A 17,845-nucleotide genomic window follows, 5' to 3' on the forward strand; every position below is an offset into this window, starting at 1 on the left:
ACCCGTTCGCCGCTCGAGTACCCCGAAGGGCCTTTCCGCTCGACTTGCATGTGTTAAGCACGCCGCCAGCGTTCGTCCTGAGCCAGGATCAAACTCTCCATAAAATGAATTTGAATCCCAACCAAAAAGGAATCCGTCACATGAAAAATCATGACGGGGTTGTGCATCATGCACTGGCTTTTAACACACTGTTGAGTTCTCAAGAAACGGACGCGTACACCCGCACCGAAGATTATCGCCTTCAGCGCCAGAGGCGCACATCTGCTCTTCTCCACTTTATCAGGTGGCCCGATATCCGGTCAAATCCGTTTACCGGTTCATCTGATCAAGATTTTGGCAGTCCCCGGAACTTACCGTGTCATCCTGCGCCTGTCGAATCAACCGATTTATTCGGTGATCACGCCGGACGCCCGAGACAACCCGATCAAGAGCGCATTGCAGCGCTCCGGCCGAGTGGCTTGTTCTCAAGGGACTCTGCCCTGGGGCCCGTCCGCCTGACCGGCGTCCGGCTCACTCCCGGGGCGAGTTATGAGGTTAGGTCGCGATCCGCCAGACGTCAAATCACACGCCGGACGGCCGGCCGGGCTGTCGTCCTCGCGCCACAGCGATGTGGTGCTGAAGGAAGCGTTCTCATCCCCCGAAGCCACCACGCCATGCGTCGGAGGGACGCGGGCCCGCTAACGCATGAGGGCGCGGACCTGGTCCGGTGAGGTGAACAGCTCGGCCGGCATCCCCGCCGCGCGCGCCCCCGCCACGTTGGCCTCGTTGTCGTCGAAGAACAGCGCGTCCCGCGGAGCCACCCCGAGCCGCGCCGCGCAGATCTCGTACGCCCGCGGGTCCGGCTTGGCGACCCCGATCCGGCACGAGTACGTCAGCGCGTCGAACCGCCCCAGCCAGTCACCGTGGTCGCGTTCCCACACCGGCACCAGGTCTTCGATGATGTTCGACAGCAGCCCCAGCTTGACCCCGCGGTCGGCGAGTTCGTGCACCAGCGCCACCATCTCCCGATCCACCTGCGACCAGCTCTCCAGATCGGCCGCCGTCAGGGCCGCCACGTCGGCGAACTCCACTCCCAGCCGCTCGCCGACCGCCGCCCAGTACGCACCGGTCTCCTGCCCGGCGTCGTAGGCGGGCCGACAACCCCAGTAGGCCTCCCAGAACGCCTCGGCGGAGACCCCGCCCAGGTCCACGAGCTGCTGCTTCGCCTCGTCCGTCTGAGTGCGGGCGATGACACCGTACAGATCGAAAACGATCACTTGATTCATGCATCAGAGCCTATGCGCCGTATTCTGCACCGATGATCTCTGCCGCCACACTTGCCCCTGATGCCCCGCCAGTTCCGCGACAGAGTCGCACCCGCGGCAGGCCGTACGCGGAGGGGGTGATGGCCGCGCTGGCCGGTGGGGTGGCGTTCAGCGGGTCGGGCGCGGCGACGCTGAACGGCGACGAGCTGGCCACGATCAGTGCCGCCACCCGCTCGCTGGCCGGACTGTGGGAGCTGGTCCAGCACATCGACGGCCATTTCCTGCCCTACTACCTGTTCATGCACGTGTGGGCGCTGGCGGGCACGGCGGAGCTGTGGCTGCGGCTGCCGTCGGCGCTGGCGATCGGCGCGGCGGCGGGTCTGCTGGTGGCGCTGGGCGGGCGGCTGCACAGCACGCGGGCCGGCGTGACGGCGGCCGCGCTGCTGGCGGCGCTGCCGTCGGTGTCGTACTACGGGGCGTTCGCGCGACCGTACGCGTTCGCCGCGGCCGCGGTCGTGCTGTCGTTCTGGGCGTTGCACCGGGCGCTGGAACGCTCCGGCACGCGCCGGTGGGCGGCGTACGGCGCGACTGTGGCGCTGGTGTGCTGCACGCACCTGTTCGCGGTGCTGGTGCTGCCGGCCCATCTGCTGCTGATCCGGCGGGAGACGGCGGCGCGGATGCTCGCCGCGCTGGCGGCGGGGTGCGTGCCCGCCGTGGTGCTGGGGCTCGTCGGGTACGGGGAGCGGCACGCGATCAGCTGGATCCCGCAGCGTGGCCCCGACGTGCTGCTGAAGTTCCCGAAGATGGCGGCGGGGGCGGCCGAGGCCGGGGTGCCGCTGTTCGTGGTCGCGCTGGCCGGGGCGGCGCTGCTGGGGCTGTCGCGGCGGGCGGCCGGGCCGCGGGGCGCCGCGAGCACGGGTCTCCCGCCCTGGCGCTGGGCGGGCGCGCTGCTGGGGTGGCTGGTGCTGCCGCCGCTGCTGCTGCTCGCGGTGTCCCACCTGGTCACGCCGGTGTACGTGGATCGCTACCTGTTCGTGACGGCACCGGCGCTGGCCCTGCTGGCGGGGCTGGCCGCCGCGCACGCCGGAAGCAGGCGGGTGTCCGTGGCCGTCTGCTGGGCGCTGGTCGCGGTCTGCCTGGCGGCGGGAACGTACCAACATGCGGAGGTCCGGGATGAGAACGGGCGGTTCGAGAACTTCCCGTGGGCCATCTCCCGGATCCAGGCCCGGCCGGGCGACGCGATCGTGTACGGGCAGAGCCAGGTGCGGTCCGGGTTCGACTACTACGGCCCCGCCTACTACGGGCTCGACGGGTACGGGGACGGCTCGATGCCGGAGGACGTGCTCCGGCTCGGCCACGACCCGTCGCCGACCGGCTTCGGCTACCGCGAGCGGAGCGCCGTCGCCGGCGCGCTGCGCGGGCGCGAGCGGGTGTGGGTGGTGTGGCGCGGCACCAAGGCCACGGGCGACCGTCTGGCCCGGGTGCGGGAGGTCGAGGAGGCCGGGTACGAGCGGGAGGGCTCGTGGCACTCGGCCGACCTGCCGGGCATGACGGTCGCCCTCTACACGAAGGCGGGCGGCTGAGGGTCAGCCGACCTCGACGCCGCCGACCGACTTCTTGCCGCGCCGCAGCACGAGGAAGCGGCCGTGGAGCAGGTCGGCGGCGGCCGGGACGTACGTCTCGTCCGTGATCTTGGTGTTGTTGAGGTAGGCGCCGCCCTCCTTGACCGCCCGGCGGGCGGCCGACTTGGACTCGACCAGCCCGCTGTCGGCCATGAGGTCGACCAGCGACGCGCCGAGCCCGGGGACGGTCGCCTTCGGCACCTCGGCCAGCGCCGCCGCCAGGGTGGAGGCCGGGAGCTCGTCCAGTGAGCCCTGGCCGAACAGCGCCTTGGACGCCGCCACCGCCGCGGCCAGCTCCTGCGGGCCGTGCACGAGCGTGGTGAGGTCCTCGGCGAGCGTCCGCTGCGCCTCGCGGGCGAACGGCCGGTCGGCGACGGCCTTCTCCAGGTGCTCGATCTCCTCCCGGGAGCGGAAGGTGAACACCTTGAGGAAGCGGATCACGTCGCGGTCGTCGGCGTTGAGCCAGTACTGGTAGAACGCGTAGGGCGTGGTCAGCGCCGGGTCGAGCCAGACGGCCCCGCCGGCGGTCTTGCCGAACTTGGTGCCGTCGGCCTTGGTGATCAGCTTGCCGGTGAGCGCGTGCACGTGGGCGCCCTCGACCCGCCTGATCAGGTCGACGCCCGCGGTGATGTTGCCCCACTGGTCGCTGCCGCCGAGCTGGAGGGTGCAGCCGTGGCGCCGGTAGAGCTCCAGGTAGTCGTTCGCCTGCAGGATCTGGTAGCTGAACTCGGTGTAGCTGAGCCCTTCGCCGCCGAGCCTGGCCGAGACCGACTCGCGGGCGAGCATCCGGTTGACCGGGAAGTGCTTGCCGACGTCACGCAGGAAGTCGATGGCCGACAGCTCGGCGGTCCAGTCGAGGTTGCTGACGAGCGTGGCCGCGTTGGGGCCCGGCTCGAACGACAGGAACTTCTCCACCTGGACCCGGATCCGCGCCACCCATTCGGCCACCACCTCGCTGGTGTTGAGCGCCCGCTCGGTGCTGCGGCCGCTGGGGTCGCCGATCAGGCCGGTGGCGCCGCCGACCAGGCCGATCGGCCGGTGGCCCGCACGCTGGAAACGGGTCAGGATCAGCAGCGTGGCGAGGTTGCCGACGTGCAGCGACGGTGCGGTCGGGTCGAAGCCCGCATAGACCGTGATCGGACCCTTCGACAGCGTTTCGCGCAGGGCGTCGGTGTCGGTGGTCTGCGCGGTCACGTCGCGCCATTCGAGCTCATCGAGGATGTCGGTCACGATGCTGACTTTCCTGATAGATGGTGAGTGGGTACAGCGTGCCTGATCGCGGCCGGACGCCGCCACTTGGATAATGTCGGCCCCATGTGGAAGGTCCGTCGTGAACTGGCCGTTTTCAAGATCTTAGGGGCTCTGGCGTGCGCGGGGCTCGCAGCGTACTGGTATGCCGGCGGTGACGTGCCAGGAGTGGTCCTCGCGGTGCCGGCGGCGGTGCTGCTGGGCGGGATGGGGTTGCGCGACATACTGGCCCCGGTGCGGCTGGCGATGGACGAGAGCGGCATCACGGTCGTGCACGGTTTCGCGGGCAGGCGGCACGTGCCGTGGGACGCCATCCGGGACATCGAGGTGGACGTCCGCAGGCGGTGGGGCCTGCGCAGCGAGATGCTGGAGATCGACACCGGCGACCATCTGCACATCTTCAGCGCTCACGACCTCGGCGCCTCGCCCACGGAGGTGGCCGCGGCGTTGCGCCGCCGCGGCATGTGAGCGCGGTACGGGGAGACGGTCGGATCTCCGTCGACCCAGAACCGCCACGGGGTGTCCTTGGCCGTCGAGATCCCGGTGCGCGGCCCCGACCTGATCGCTCCGGGCTCCGGCGGGCGGCCCTCCAGGACCACCGCCGAGCCGGCGGGCCACACCGGCGGGCCGTCGGCCTGCGGCGCGGCGCTGATCAGGCGGTCGACGGCCGGGATCGCGCCGGGCGGGCCCTCCCAGACGGCGTCGACGCCGTTGTGCTCGCGCAGCAGCCCGAGCGCCACGGCCAGCCTGGCCGGCCCCCGGCCAAGGTCGCGGTCGGCCACCGGCCTGGGGCCGCCGTCGCCCGCGGGCGCTCCCCTGCCTGACCGCCGGGACCGGGCCAGGCCGACGCCGCCGACCACCTCACCGGCCCGCAGCAGCACCGCCGAGCCCTGGTCCTCGGGCAGGCAGACGAGGTTGGCGCAGAAGTGCATGCCGTAGGTGAAGTAAACGTACAGGTGTCCGGGCGGGCCGAACATGACCGCGTTGCGTGCCGTCTTGCCGCGGTAGGTGTGGGCCGCGGGGTCCTCGCCCGGCCCGCCGTACGCCTCGGCCTCGGTCAGGCGTACGGCCACGCCGCCGTGCACGATGAGGCGCCCGAGCAGGTCGGGCGCGACCTCGTGGGACGGCCGGTCGAAGAAGGCCCGCGGCAGCGGGGCCGTGCTCAGCACCCCGCTCAGGAGCCGGCCGCCCAGGCCGCCTGGGCGTCGACCGCCTCGCGCAGCGCCACGAGCTGGTCGCGGACGCGGTCGGGGGCGGTGCCGCCGTGGGCCTTGCGGGCGGCGAGCGCGCCCGGCACGTTGAGCACGTCGCGCACGTCGGGCGTCAGGTGCGGCGAGACCTTGACCATCTCGTCGTCGGTGAGGTCGCCGAGGTCCTTGTCGTTGACCTGGCACCACACCACGAGGTGGCCGACCGCCTCGTGCGCCTCGCGGAACGGCACCCCGCGCCGCACCAGCAGCTCGGCCAGGTCGGTGGCGAGGGCGAACCCGTCGGGCGCCGACGCCTCCATCCGGGCGGTGTTGACCCGCATGGTCGAGACGAGGCCGGCCATCGCGGGCAGGACCAGCAGCAGGGTGTCGACCGAGTCGAACACCGGCTCCTTGTCCTCCTGCAGGTCGCGGTTGTAGGTGAGCGGCAGGCCCTTGAGCGTGGTCAGCAGCGCCATCAGGTTGCCGATGAGGCGTCCGGACTTGCCGCGGGCCAGCTCGGCCACGTCGGGGTTCTTCTTCTGCGGCATGATCGACGAGCCGGTGGAGTAGGCGTCGTCCATCTCGATCCAGCGGAACTCCTGCGAGGCCCACAGGACGATCTCCTCGCCCAGCCGGGACAGGTGGGTGCCGATCAGGGCCGCGGCGAACAGGAACTCGGCCGCGAAGTCACGGTCGGCGACCGCGTCCATCGAGTTGGGCGCGGCCGAGTCGAACCCGAGCTCCTGCGCCACCGCCTGCGGGTCGAGCGGCAGCGACGAGCCGGCCAGCGCGCCGGAGCCGAGCGGCGAGACGGCCGCCCGCTTGTCCCAGTCGGTGAGCCGGTCGACGTCGCGGGCGAACGCGTGCACGTGCGCGAGCAGCTGGTGGCCGAACGACACCGGCTGCGCGTGCTGCAGGTGGGTCATGCCGGGCGCGGCCGTCTCGGCGTGCTGCCCCGCCTGCTCCATCAGCGCCGTCTCCAGCTCGACCAGCCGGGAGACGATCGTGCGGGCGTGGTCGCGGAGGTAGAGACGCAGGTCGGTGGCGATCTGGTCGTTGCGGCTGCGGCCGGCCCTGAGCTTGCCGCCGAGCGAGCCGAGCCGCTCCAGCAGGCCGCGCTCCAGCGCGGTGTGCACGTCCTCGTCGGCGACGGTGGGCCGGAACTCGCCCTCCTTGCAGGCGCGCTCCAGGTCGTCGAGCGCGCCGATCATGCGCTGCAGCTCCTCGGCGCTCAGCAGCCCCGCCCTGTGCAGCACGCGGGCGTGCGCCCTGGACGCCGCCAGGTCGTAGGGCACCAGCCGCCAGTCGAAGTGCACGCTCACCGACAGCCGGGTCAGCGCGTCGGACGGGCCCCCTTCGAAACGCCCGCCCCACAGCCGCATCGGCTTGCCATCACTCACCGTCTTCTCCTCAGCCTTCACCGCACGTCCTCCGCGACCTTAGTGCACTTCACCCCTGCTTCGCGTCGCGAGCCGCCGCGATCTTCGAAGGCAGGCTGAACAGTTGTACGAAACCCTTGGCCAGCGACTGGTCGAACGAGTCGCCGGTGTCGTAGGTGGCGAGCGAGAAGTCGTACAGCGACTGCTCGGAGCGCCGGCCCGTGACCGTGGCGCGGCCGCCGTGCAGGGTCATCCTGATGTCACCGCTGACGTACCGCTGCGTGTCGGCGATGAGCGCGTCGAGCCCGCGCTTGAGCGGCGAGTACCACAGCCCGTCGTAGACCAGCTCGCTCCACCGCTGGTCGACGCCCCGCTTGAAGCGGGCCAGGTCGCGCTCGACGGTGACGCTCTCCAGCTCCAGGTGCGCCGTGATGAGCGTGATCGCGCCGGGCGCCTCGTACACCTCGCGTGACTTGATGCCGACCAGCCGGTCCTCGACCATGTCGATGCGCCCGACGCCGTGCGCGCCGGCCCGCCGGTTCAGCTCGTCGATGATCTCGTACGGGGTGAGCGGGCGGCCGTCGAGCTTGACCGGGACGCCCTGCTCGAAGGTGATGACGACCTCGTCGGGCTCGCGCGGCACGGCGGGGTCGGCCGTGTAGGCGTAGACGTCCTCGCTGGGCGCGTTCCAGATGTCTTCGAGGAAGCCGGTCTCGATGGCGCGGCCCCACAGGTTCTGGTCGATCGAGAACGGGTTCTTCTTGGTGGTCTCGATGGGCAGGCCCCTGCGCTCGGCGTACTCGATCGCCTTGTCGCGGGTCCAGGCGAAGTCGCGGGCCGGGGCGACCACCTTGAGCTCGGGGGCCAGCGCCGCCAGCCCGGCCTCGAAGCGGACCTGGTCGTTGCCCTTGCCGGTGCAGCCGTGGGACACGATCGTGCCGCCGAGCTGCTTCGCCGCGGTGACCAGGTGCTTGACGATGAGCGGGCGCGAGAGCGACGACAGCAGCGGATAGCGGTCCATGTATAGGGCGTTGGCCTGGAGCGCGGGCACGCAGAAGTCGGCCGCGAACTCCTCCCTGGCGTCGACCACCACGGACTCGACGGCGCCGCAGTCCAGGGCGCGCTCGCGGATGGCCTTCATGTCCTCGCCGCCCTGGCCGAGGTCCACCGCGACGGCGATGACCTCGGCGTTCATCTTCTCGGCGAGGAACGGGATGGCCACCGACGTGTCCAGGCCCCCGGAGAACGCCAGGACCACTCTCTCCGTCATTGCTCTGTCTCCATCGATTGCGATAAAGCGTGATAATTCGGTCTAAGTGCGCCGGTCTGCCGCCTTCAGCAGCGCCTCCGCGAGAGCCGGCCCGCCCTGCGGGTCTCGGCTGATGACCAGGATCGTGTCGTCACCCGCGACGGTGCCGAGAATCGACTCCCAGTCGGCGTGGTCGATGGCGGAGGCGAGGAACTGGGCCGCGCCCGGCGGAGTCCTGACGATGACCAGGTTGGCCGAGGCGTCGGCGCTGACCAGCAGCTCCTCCGCGATGCGGTGCAGCCGCGCGGCCGGGGACTCGCCGGTGCCGAGCCTGGCCAGCGGGATCCGCCCGCCGCCCTCACCGGGCAGCGCGTACACCAGCGAGCCGTCCTCGGCGCGCAGCTTGAGCGCGCCCAGCTCGTCGAGGTCGCGTGAGAGCGTGGCCTGGGTGACCTCGACGCCGCTCTCCGCCAGCAGCTTGGCCAGCTCGGGCTGGGACCGGACCGGCTGGCGCTGGAGCAGGTCGGTGATCTTCGCCTGCCGGGCCGCCTTGGTCATCGGGATCGTCATGGTCTGGTCACCAGCCAGTGGAGCAGCGCCTTCTGCGCGTGCAGCCGGTTCTCCGCCTGGTCCCACACGGCGCTGCGCGGGCCCTCCAGGACGTCGGCGGTGATCTCGTTGCCGCGGTAGGCGGGCAGGCAGTGGAGCACGACCGCGTCGCCGTCGGCGTGTCCCAGCAGCTCGGCGTTGACCTGGTAGGGCATGAGATCGCGGACCCGCTCGTCCTTGCCGTCCTGGCCCATCGACACCCAGGTGTCGGCCGCCACGACCTGCGCCCCCTGAACGGCGGCCACCGGGTCGGAGACGGACACCACGGAACCGCCGGTGGTGGCGGCGATGGCCGCGGCCCTGGCCAGGACCACCGCGTCGGGCTGGTAGCCGACCGGGGCGCCGATCCGCACGTGCATGCCGGCGGTGGCGCCGCCCAGCAGGTAGGAGTTGGCCATGTTGTTGGCGCCGTCGCCCACGTACGCGAATGTCAGCCCGGCGGTGCGGCCCAGCCGCTCGCGCACCGTCTGCAGGTCGGCGAGGATCTGGCAGGGGTGGAACTCGTCGGTGAGCGCGTTGACCACGGGCACCGCGGAGTTCGCCGCCATGGTCTCGATCAGCTCCTGGCCGCTGGTGCGCCACACGATGGCGGCCACCTGCCGGTCGAGCACGCGGGCGATGTCCTCGACCGGCTCGCCGCGGCCCATGAGGGTGGAGACGCCGTCGACGATCAGCGGCAGGCCGCCCAGCTCGCCGATGCCCACGTGGAAGGAGACGCGGGTCCTGGCCGACGGCTTGTCGAACAGCACCGCCACGGTCTTGGGCCCCTCGAACGGGCGGTGGCCGAAGCGGTCCTTCTTCATCTCCGCCGCCAGGACGAGCACCTCTTCCTGCTCGGCCGGCGAGAGGTCGTCGTCCCGCAGAAAGTGCCTGACGTCCGCGCTGTGTCCTGCGGTCACTGGCTCGCCTCCGTGAGAATGTTCGGGAACGCGGCGGTGAAGGCGTCCACCTGACCGGCCGTCACGACCAGCGGCGGCGCGATCCGCACCGCGTCCGGCTGCACGGCGTTGACGAGGAAGCCCGCATCCTGCGCCGCCTTCTGCACCTTCCCCGAAACGGGCTCGGCGAGCACGGCGGCCAGCCACAGGCCGCGTCCGCGCACCCCCTTCAGCAGCGGGTGCGTGATCGATTCGAGACCGCCGCGCAGCCGCGCGGCGACCTCGTTGACATGGCCGAGGTCCACGTTGTCGAGCACGGCCAGGGCCGCGGCGCAGGACACCGGGTTGCCGCCGAAGGTCGAGCCGTGGTCACCCTTCTCGAACAGGGTGCCGGCCTCGCCGAATCCGACGCAGGCGCCGATCGGCAGCCCGCCGCCCAGCCCCTTGGCCAGGGTGAGGATGTCGGGGGTGAAGCCGTCGGCCTGGTGGGCGAACCAGTGGCCGGTCCTGCCGATCGCCGACTGGATCTCGTCGGCGACCAGCAGCGCGCCGGTCGCGTCGCAGATCTCGCGGGCCGCCGCCAGGTAGCCGTCGGGCGGCGGCACCACGCCGGCCTCGCCCTGCGTCGGCTCCAGGAACACCGCCGCGCAGTCGCCGGTCACGGCCTCCTTAAGGTCGTCCGCGTCCCCGTACGGGACGAACCGGACGTCGACCGGGAAGGGGCCGAACTGGTCGCGGATGGACTTCTTCCCGCTCAGCGACAGCGCGCCGATCGTACGGCCGTGGAAGCCGTTCTCGGCCGCGACGAAGTAGGACCTGCCGGTGCGCTTGCCGTACTTGACCGCGAGCTTGTAGGCGGCCTCGTTGGCCTCGGTGCCGGAGTTGGCGAAGAAGACCCGGGCGGGCGCGCCGAGCAGGCCGGTCAGCCTCTCGGCCAGCAGCACCTCGGGCTCGTGCAGGAACAGGTTGCTGGTGTGGGCGATCGTCGCCACCTGCTTCGACACCGCCTCGACCAGCGCGGGGTGGGCGTGACCGAGCGAGACGACCGCGATGCCGGCGATGAAGTCGAGATACTCCCTGCCCTCGACGTCCCACACGCGGGCGCCCTCGCCCCTGGCCAGCGCGACCGGGGGGACGCCGTAGTTGGGCATGAAGACCTGCTCGAACCGCTCGTACAGGCTACTCATCAGGGCACCACCATGGTTCCGATTCCTTCGTTGGTGAAGATCTCCTGCAGCAGCGAGTGGGGCACCCTGCCGTCGAGCACGTGGGCCTGCGGGACGCCGTTGCGCACGGCGGTCAGGCAGGCTTCCATCTTGGGCACCATGCCGCTGGACAGCGTGGGCATCAGCCGCTCCAGCTCGGCCGCGCCGATCTCGTCGATGACGTCGGTGTCGTCCGGCCAGTTGGCGTACAGGCCCTCGACGTCGGTGAGGACGATGAGCTTGTCGGCCTTGAGCGCCACGGCCAGCGCGGCGGCCGCGGTGTCGGCATTTACATTGTAGATTTCGCCGTCGGCGCCGCGGGCGATGCCGGACACGACCGGGACGCGCCCGTCGGACAGCAGCGCCTCGACCGTGCCGGGCTCGACCTTGACGATCTCGCCGACCTGGCCGATGTCGACCGGGCTGCCGTCGACGATGGCGCTCTTGCGCTCGGCGGTGAACAGGTGGGCGTCCTCGCCCGACAGGCCGACCGCGAACGGGCCGTGGCGGTTGATCAGGCCGATGATGTCGCGGCCGACCTGGCCGACCAGCACCATCCTGACGACCTGCATGGCCTCAGGGGTGGTGACCCGCAGCCCCGCGGTGAACGTGGACTCGATGCCCAGCTTGTCGAGGTGGGCGTTGATCTGCGGGCCGCCGCCGTGCACCACGACCGGCCGCAGCCCGGCGTGGCGCAGGAAGACGACGTCCTCGGCGAACGACTCCTTGAGCGCCTCGTCGGTCATCGCGTTGCCGCCGTACTTGATGACGACGGTCGCGCCGTGGAAGCGCTCCAGCCACGGCAGGGCCTCGATGAGCGCGGCCGCCTTCTCCTGCGCGTCCCTCATGTCGAGTACGCCGAGTTCTCGTGGACGTACTCGGCCGTCAGGTCGGTGGTGTGCACCGTGGCGGTGTGCGGGCCGGCCGACAGGTCGACGGTGATGGTGACGTCGCGCGGGCGCATGTCGACCTTGTCGCGGTCGTCTCCGACGGCGCCGCCGCGGCAGATCCAGATGCCGTTGATGGCCACGTTGAGCCGCTCGGGCTCGAACTCGGCGTCGGTGGTGCCGACCGCGGACAGCACCCGGCCCCAGTTGGGGTCCTCACCGTGGATGGCGCACTTGAGCAGGTTGGAACGGGCGACCGCGCGGCCGACCTTGACCGCGTCGTCCTCGGAGGCGGCGCCGACCACCTCGATGGAGATGGCCTTGCTGGCGCCCTCGGCGTCGACGAGGAGCTGCCTGGCCAGGTCGGCGCAGACCTCCGTCACCTTCTGCTCGAACTCCGCCAGGTCCGGCCTGACCCCGGCGGCGCCGCTGGACAGCAGCAGCACGGTGTCGTTGGTGGACATGCAGCCGTCGGTGTCGAGCCGGTCGAACGTCGTGGACGTCGCCCTGCCCAGCACCGAGCCCAGCTCCTCGGCGGTCAGCTCGGCGTCGGTGGTGATCACGCAGAGCATGGTGGCCAGGGCGGGGGCCAGCATGCCGGCCCCTTTGGCCATCCCGCCGACCATGTAGCCGGCACCGCGCTTGAAGGAGATCTTGGAGACCGTGTCGGTGGTGCGGATGGCGTCGGCCGCGTTGAGCCCGCCGTCGCGGGACAGCTTGGCGGCGGCCTGCTCCACGCCGGCCAGCACCGCGTCCATCGGCAGCCGCTCGCCGATCAGCCCGGTCGAGCAGACCGCGATCTCACCGGCGGAGTCGTCGAGCAGCCCGGCCGCCTTCTCGGCGGTCGCGTGCGTGTCCTGGAAGCCCTCGGGGCCGGTGCAGGCGTTGGCGCCGCCGGAGTTGAGCACGACCGCCCGCAGCCGCCCGCCTCGCAGGACCTGCTGCGACCACAGCACGGGCGCCGCCTTCACCCTGTTGGCGGTGAAGACGCCTGCGGCGGCGCGGCTGGGCCCGTCGTTGACGACGAGGGCCAGGTCGCGGGCGCCGCCGGACTTGATGCCGGCGGCCACGCCCGCGGCCCGGAAGCCTAGGGGGGCGGTCACGCTCATGGAGCTACTCCATTCGTGGGGAGACCGAGCTCTTCTGGCAGGCCGAGGGCGAGGTTGGCGCTCTGGATCGCGCCTCCGGCCGTGCCCTTGGTGAGGTTGTCGATGGCGATGACGGCCAGCACGCGGCCCGCCCGCTCGTCGAGCGCCACCTGCAGGGCGGCGGTGTTGGCGCCGTAGGTCATCGCGGTGGCGGGCCAGACGCCCTCCGGCAGCAGCGTCACGAACGGCTCGGCGCGCAGCGCCTCCTCGTACGCCTCGCGCAGCGCGGCAGCGGTGAGGCCGGGCGCGGCCGGGGCCGTGCAGGTGGCCAGGATGCCGCGGCTCATCGGGGCGAGCGTCGGCGTGAAGGAGACCCGCACCGGGACCCCCGCGGCCGCGCTCAGCCCCTGCTCCATCTCGGGGGTGTGGCGGTGGACGCCGCCGGCGCCGTAGGCGCTGACCGAGCCGATGACCTCACTGCCGAGCAGGTTGGGCTTGAGCGACTTGCCGGCGCCGCTGGTGCCGCTGGCGGCGACCACGACGACGTCCGGCTCGGCCAGGCCCTCGGCGAACGCGGGCGTCAGCGCGAGCAGGACCGAGGTGGGGTAGCAGCCGGGCACCGCGATGCGGCGGGCGCCCTTGAGCACCTCGCGCTGGCCAGGCAGCTCCGGCAGCCCGTAGGGCCAGGTGCCCGCGTGCTCGCCGCCGTAGAACTCCTGCCAGGCGGCCGCGTCGGCGAGCCGGTGGTCGGCGCCGCAGTCGACGACCAGCGTCTCGTCGCCGAGCCGGGCGGCGATGGCCGCCGAGTGGCCGTGCGGGAGCGCGAGGAAGACCACGTCGTGGCCGGCGAGCGTCTCGGGCGTGGTGTCCTCGATGATCCGCCCGGCCAGCGCCGGCAGCTGCGGCTGGTGGGCGCCGAGCGGGCTGCCCGCGCTGGAGGCGGCGGTGAGCGCGCCGATCTCCAGTCTCGGGTGGCCGAGCAGCAGGCGGAGCAACTCGCCGCCCGCGTAGCCGCTGGCTCCGGCGACCGCTGCTCTCATGCCTGCCTCCTGCATAGTCATGCATCTTACCTCATGGATTTGCTTTTTAAGAGGATGCACCGCAGGGGATGAACATGCAACCCGTAGACCGTATATCGGGACGGTGACGGAACACGCACGGCCACGGATAATCCCCGGTGAATCACGGTCTAGCGCTACGTACCTACCGGTCGGTACTGTGATGTATCCGACAGCCGTCCAGCGGGAGTACTGCGTAATGACCCTTTCGCACGCCCAGGTGGAAGCCCAGCTCACCGGCCCCGGACAGCTCTTCGAGATGGAGGAGATCGGCGGCACCGGCATTCGGACGTGGAAGCACGCACCCGCCCACTTCCGCGTGCTGCTGGAGAACAGCCGGTGGCACGGCGACAAGGTCTTCCTCGTCTACGAGGACGAGCACATCACCTTCGAGGACCACTACCGGCGCGCCGCCACCCTCGCCACCCGCCTCGCCGACGACTACGGGGTGCGCAAGGGCGACCGGGTGGCGGTCGCCATGCGCAACTACCCCGAATGGTCGATCGCCTTCTCCGCGGCGCTCGCTGCGGGCGCCGTCGCGGTGCCGCTGAACGCCTGGTGGACCGAGCCCGAGCTGGCGTACGGGGTGAGCGACTCCGGCGCGAAGGTGATCATCGCCGACGACGAGCGGGCCCCCAGGCTGGCCGGCACCGGCGTGCCGCTGATCGTCGCCAGGGGCGCGGCGCCCGAGGGGGCACGGACGTTCGACGAGGTGCTCGGCGAGGTCAGAGCCGACGTGACGCTGCCCGAGGTGGAGCTCTCCCCCGACGACCCGGCCACCATCTTCTACACCTCCGGCACCACCGGGCGGCCCAAGGGCGCGCTCGGCAGCCACCGCAACCTGGGCCAGTCGCCGATGACCGTCGCCTACGGGCTCTACCGCGCCAGCGCGCTGGCCGGCAAGGACCCCGGGGAGGCCACGGCCGTGCGCCGGGTGACGCTCCTGACGGTGCCGCTGTTCCACGTCACCGGCTGCTTCTCGGCGCTGACCACGACCCTGTTCAGCGGCGGCGGCCTGGTGCTCATGTACAAGTGGGACCCGGGCCAGGCGCTGAAGCTGATCGAGCGGGAGAAGGTCAGCGCCATGATCGGCGTGCCGACCAACGCCTGGCAGCTCATGTCCCACCCCGACTTCGCCGAGCACGACCTGTCGTCGCTCAACACGCTCGGCTACGGCGGCGCGCCCGCCCCGCCCAGGCTGCTGGAGCGCATCACCGAGAACCTCCCCGCCCGCGCCGCGTCCAACGGCTACGGCATGACCGAGACGACCGCGCTGGCCATCGGCAACGGGGGCGCCGACTACCAGGCGCACCCCGACAGCATCGGCAGGCCCTCCCCCGTGGTCGACGTGCGCGTGGTCGACCCGATGAACAACGAGCTGCCGCCCGGCGAGGTCGGCGAGCTCTGCGTGCGCGGCCCCAACGTGATCCTGGGCTACTGGAACAAGCCGGAGGCCACCGCCGAGACGTTCGTCGGCGGCTGGCTGCACACCGGCGACCTGGCCAAGATCGACGAGGACGGGTTCGTCTACATCGTCGACCGGGCCAAGGACATGGTGATCAGGGGCGGCGAGAACGTCTACTGCGCCGAGGTGGAGGCCGCGCTGTTCGAGCACCCGGCGGTGGACGACGTCGCGGTGATCGGCGTGCCGCACGACGAGCTGGGCGAGGAGGTGGGCGCGGTGATCCGCCTCGCCGCCGGCGTCCCGGCCACCGGCGAGGAGCTGCGGGCGTTCCTCGACGGGCGGATCGCCGCGTTCAAGGTGCCGCGCCACTTCTGGTTCCGGGAGGGCGAGCTGCCGCGCAACCCCGGCGGCAAGATCCTCAAGACCCACCTGCGCCGGGAGGTACTCGGCGCCTGACGACGCGCGAAGCGGCCCGCCCTCGACCGGCGGGCCGCTTTTTCATGACATATCACCAGGTCAGCACGTCTGCACCAGATCGCATTACCTTCCACGTAATCGCGTGGCCTATGTGCTCGCTGGCACCGTTGCGGGTGTCGGAACGAACACCTAAGGAGACGCGAGATGAGCACCCCCACCAGCGCCACTACCGGCCGCGCGAGCTTCCTGCGGCTCGTGCTCGCCGCGGACGCCGTCGTCACAGGGGTCAACGGCCTGGCCTACCTCGCCGCCGCCGGCCTTCTGAGCGACCTGCTCGGGCCGGACACGGGCCCGCTGCGCGGGATCGGGATCTTCCTGCTCGCGTACGGGGTCGCCGTCGGTCTCCTCGCGGGCCGCCGCCAGGTCAGCGAGGCGGGCACCCAGGTCGTGATCGGTCTGAACGTCGTCTGGGCACTGGCAAGCGTCGTCGCCGTCGTCACCGGTCTCCTCGCGTTCACCACGATCGGCGCTGTGTGGGCGATCCTCCAGGCCCTCGTGGTCGCCGGGTTCGCCGCGCTGCAGATCGCCGGTCTCCGCAAGCTTCGCTAACCATCTGAAAGGCTGATAAATCATGACGAACCTCGTCGAGCGTTACGTGGCCGCCTGGAACGAGACCGACCCCGCCGCCCGCGCCGAGGCCGTGGCCGGCGTCTGGACCGAGGACGCGACGTACACCGACCCGCTGGCGGACGTGGCCGGGCACGCCGGCATCGCCGCCGTCATCGAGGGCGCCCAGGGGATGTTCCCCGGCCTGGTCTTCACCCCCGGCGAGCTGTACGACGCCCACCACGGGATCGCCCGCTTCACCTGGCACCTCGGCCCGGAGGGCGGGGAGCCGGTGGCGACCGGCTTCGACGTGGTGGAGCTGGCCGAGGACGGGCGCATCAGCAAGGTGCTCGGCTTCCTGGACAAGGTGCCGGCCGCCTGACCCTCCTCTCCCATGGCCCCCGCCCCGGCGGGGGCTTCCGCTTGCCGCTCCGATGTTTCCACGGATGGTCATGGACTTGTCAGGTGGAAGTCAGTAAAGATCTAACTTGCAGCTTTAGCGTGATTTGCGCTCAAGAAAGATCAAAGAAGGGTACGTAACGTACACATGCGGGTGGCAAACGCACTACTCACGGCAGTCCTGGCTTCGGCCCTCGTCACCAGCGCCTCCGCCGCCCACGCGGCGCCGCGCCCCGAGTTCCCCGCGGAGGTGTACGGCGGCGCCTGGCAGGCGGGGCACGTGCAGGGGATCGCGGTGGACGAGAAGAAGGGCTTCATGTACTTCTCCTTCACCAACCTGCTCGTCAAGACCGACCTGTCCGGCAAGCCCGTCGGCTCCGTCACCGGCTTCACCGGCCACCTCGGCGACCTCGACTTCAACCGTCAGGACCGCCGGGTGTACGGGTCGCTGGAATACAAGGACGCGCAGGCGTTCTACATCGCCATCTTCGACGTCGACCGCATCACCAGCCTCGGCATGGACGCCGAGACCTCCGACGTGGTGACCGCCGTCTACCTCAAGGAGGTGGTCGACGACTACAGCGCCGACATGAACGGCGACGGCGTCTTCGACGGCAACGTGGCCAACACCCCCGACCACCGCTACGGCTGCAGCGGCATCGACGGCGTCGCGTTCGGCCCCGAGTTCGGCAAACGGCACGGCAAGCAGAAGCTGACCGTGGCCTACGGGGTCTACTCCAACACCGCGCGCCAGGACAACGACCACCAGGTATTGCTCCAGTACGACATCACCAAGTGGCGCAAGTACGAGCGCCCGCTCACCCAGAGCGCCCCGCACACCTCCGGCCCGGCCAAGGTCGACGGGAAGTACTTCGCCCGCACCGGCAACACCCGGTACGGAGTCCAGAACCTGGAGTACGACGGCCACACCGGCAAGTGGCTGATGGCCGTCTACAAGGGCGCCAAGCCGCAGTTCCCCAACTACTCGATGTTCACCGTCGACGGCGCCACCCGCCCGGTGCGCGGACCGATCGAGGGACAACCCCAGCCGGAGCAGGGCGACCTGCTCACGCTCGCGCCCGAGGGCCTGCACCACGAGGCGTCGGGCGTCCGCGGCTGGGAGTCCTCCGGTGAGTACGGCCTGGCCTCGCTGGACGACGGCCGCTTCTACCTGGTGGACGCCGGCACCGTGACCGAGGACGGCGTCACCAAGCAGACGGCCCACTCCCGGCTCCACCGCTGGACCGGCAGCACTCCGACCCCGTTCGAGCGCCTCCCCTAGCCATCCGGGACAGGGCTCCCGACCGGCGAAGCCGGGGAGCCCCCGGCGCGGGCCCCGCCACCGCAGCGGCGGGAGCCCG

17 protein-coding genes and 1 rRNA gene are annotated in these 17,845 nt (G+C 71.1%); 6 read left to right on the top strand and 12 right to left on the bottom strand.

What is annotated here, in order from left to right; translation table 11 throughout:
• Together KME79_RS03450 and KME79_RS03455 are read right to left on the bottom strand one after the other, a co-directional pair.
• Window positions 1-104: ribosomal RNA gene (locus KME79_RS03450) — 16S ribosomal RNA — on the bottom strand; the annotation flags it as partial.
• Between the two features lie 573 nt (window positions 105-677).
• Window positions 678-1,265 (bottom strand): HAD family hydrolase, encoded by a 588-nt coding sequence (locus KME79_RS03455; RefSeq protein ID WP_219543295.1) that lies wholly within the window; start codon window positions 1,263-1,265, stop codon window positions 678-680.
• Between the two features lie 119 nt (window positions 1,266-1,384).
• Between KME79_RS03455 and KME79_RS03460 the strand changes: the two genes are divergently transcribed.
• Window positions 1,385-2,827: a glycosyltransferase family 39 protein gene (locus KME79_RS03460; protein ID WP_219543296.1), complete on the top strand. Its 1,443-nt coding sequence runs from the start codon at window positions 1,385-1,387 to the stop codon at window positions 2,825-2,827.
• 3 nt (window positions 2,828-2,830) lie between these two features.
• Here KME79_RS03460 and tyrS read toward each other — a convergent pair whose 3' ends face one another.
• Window positions 2,831-4,096 carry a tyrosine--tRNA ligase gene (gene tyrS / locus KME79_RS03465; protein WP_219543297.1) on the bottom strand — a complete coding sequence of 422 codons (1,266 nt, stop codon included), beginning with the start codon at window positions 4,094-4,096 and terminating at the stop codon, window positions 2,831-2,833.
• A 177-nt stretch (window positions 4,097-4,273) separates the two neighbouring features.
• On the opposite strand from tyrS, the gene KME79_RS03470 reads away from it, so the two are divergent.
• Window positions 4,274-4,582, top strand: a complete 309-nt coding sequence (locus tag KME79_RS03470; RefSeq protein ID WP_219543298.1) for a PH domain-containing protein — start codon at window positions 4,274-4,276, stop codon at window positions 4,580-4,582.
• Here the strand turns inward: KME79_RS03470 and KME79_RS03475 are convergent.
• The 9 genes from KME79_RS03475 to argC form a co-directional block, all read right to left on the bottom strand.
• Window positions 4,522-5,280, bottom strand: a complete 759-nt coding sequence (locus KME79_RS03475) for a DNA-3-methyladenine glycosylase (protein ID WP_219543469.1) — start codon at window positions 5,278-5,280, stop codon at window positions 4,522-4,524. The two genes, KME79_RS03470 and KME79_RS03475, sit on opposite strands and share 61 nt — an antisense overlap.
• Before the next feature lie 8 nt (window positions 5,281-5,288).
• Window positions 5,289-6,686: an argininosuccinate lyase gene (argH, locus tag KME79_RS03480; protein ID WP_148034516.1), complete on the bottom strand. Its 1,398-nt coding sequence runs from the start codon at window positions 6,684-6,686 to the stop codon at window positions 5,289-5,291.
• Window positions 6,687-6,753: 67 nt separating this feature from the next.
• Entirely contained in the window at window positions 6,754-7,953 is a 1,200-nt protein-coding gene (locus KME79_RS03485; protein ID WP_219543299.1) for an argininosuccinate synthase, read from the bottom strand.
• A 42-nt stretch (window positions 7,954-7,995) separates the two neighbouring features.
• The gene (locus KME79_RS03490; RefSeq protein ID WP_148031225.1) at window positions 7,996-8,502 is read right to left on the bottom strand and encodes an arginine repressor; all 507 of its coding nucleotides are present in this window, start codon (window positions 8,500-8,502) and stop codon (window positions 7,996-7,998) included.
• A complete protein-coding gene (gene argF / locus KME79_RS03495; protein ID WP_219543300.1) occupies window positions 8,499-9,440 on the bottom strand; it encodes an ornithine carbamoyltransferase in 942 nt (313 codons plus the stop codon). Before argF ends, KME79_RS03490 begins: the two co-directional genes overlap by 4 nt.
• On the bottom strand, window positions 9,437-10,606 hold the full coding sequence (locus tag KME79_RS03500) for an acetylornithine transaminase (protein WP_219543301.1): 1,170 nt from the start codon (window positions 10,604-10,606) through the stop codon (window positions 9,437-9,439). The genes argF and KME79_RS03500 overlap by 4 nt, the downstream gene beginning before the upstream one ends.
• Complete coding sequence (gene argB, locus KME79_RS03505) at window positions 10,606-11,472, bottom strand: acetylglutamate kinase (RefSeq protein ID WP_219543302.1); 867 nt, start codon at window positions 11,470-11,472, stop codon at window positions 10,606-10,608. The genes KME79_RS03500 and argB overlap by 1 nt, the downstream gene beginning before the upstream one ends.
• Window positions 11,469-12,620 (bottom strand): bifunctional glutamate N-acetyltransferase/amino-acid acetyltransferase ArgJ, encoded by a 1,152-nt coding sequence (gene argJ, locus KME79_RS03510; RefSeq protein WP_219543303.1) that lies wholly within the window; start codon window positions 12,618-12,620, stop codon window positions 11,469-11,471. Before argJ ends, argB begins: the two co-directional genes overlap by 4 nt.
• Window positions 12,617-13,654, bottom strand: coding sequence for an N-acetyl-gamma-glutamyl-phosphate reductase (argC, locus tag KME79_RS03515; RefSeq protein WP_372452402.1), 1,038 nt, complete (start codon window positions 13,652-13,654; stop codon window positions 12,617-12,619). Before argC ends, argJ begins: the two co-directional genes overlap by 4 nt.
• Window positions 13,655-13,856: 202 nt before the next feature.
• Here argC and KME79_RS03520 point away from each other — a divergent pair, with 202 nt between their 5' ends.
• From KME79_RS03520 to KME79_RS03535, 4 genes are all read left to right on the top strand, one after another.
• Window positions 13,857-15,518, top strand: a complete 1,662-nt coding sequence (locus KME79_RS03520; RefSeq protein ID WP_219543305.1) for a class I adenylate-forming enzyme family protein — start codon at window positions 13,857-13,859, stop codon at window positions 15,516-15,518.
• 165 nt (window positions 15,519-15,683) lie between these two features.
• Window positions 15,684-16,088: a hypothetical protein gene (locus tag KME79_RS03525; RefSeq protein WP_219543306.1), complete on the top strand. Its 405-nt coding sequence runs from the start codon at window positions 15,684-15,686 to the stop codon at window positions 16,086-16,088.
• A 22-nt stretch (window positions 16,089-16,110) separates the two neighbouring features.
• The gene (locus KME79_RS03530; protein WP_219543307.1) at window positions 16,111-16,467 is read left to right on the top strand and encodes a nuclear transport factor 2 family protein; all 357 of its coding nucleotides are present in this window, start codon (window positions 16,111-16,113) and stop codon (window positions 16,465-16,467) included.
• A 171-nt stretch (window positions 16,468-16,638) separates the two neighbouring features.
• Entirely contained in the window at window positions 16,639-17,766 is a 1,128-nt protein-coding gene (locus KME79_RS03535) for a hypothetical protein (protein ID WP_219543308.1), read from the top strand.
• Window positions 17,767-17,845 lie beyond the last annotated feature (79 nt).

Source organism: Nonomuraea harbinensis, assembly GCF_019396385.1.
Classification (GTDB): Bacteria; Actinomycetota; Actinomycetes; order Streptosporangiales; family Streptosporangiaceae; genus Nonomuraea; species Nonomuraea ferruginea.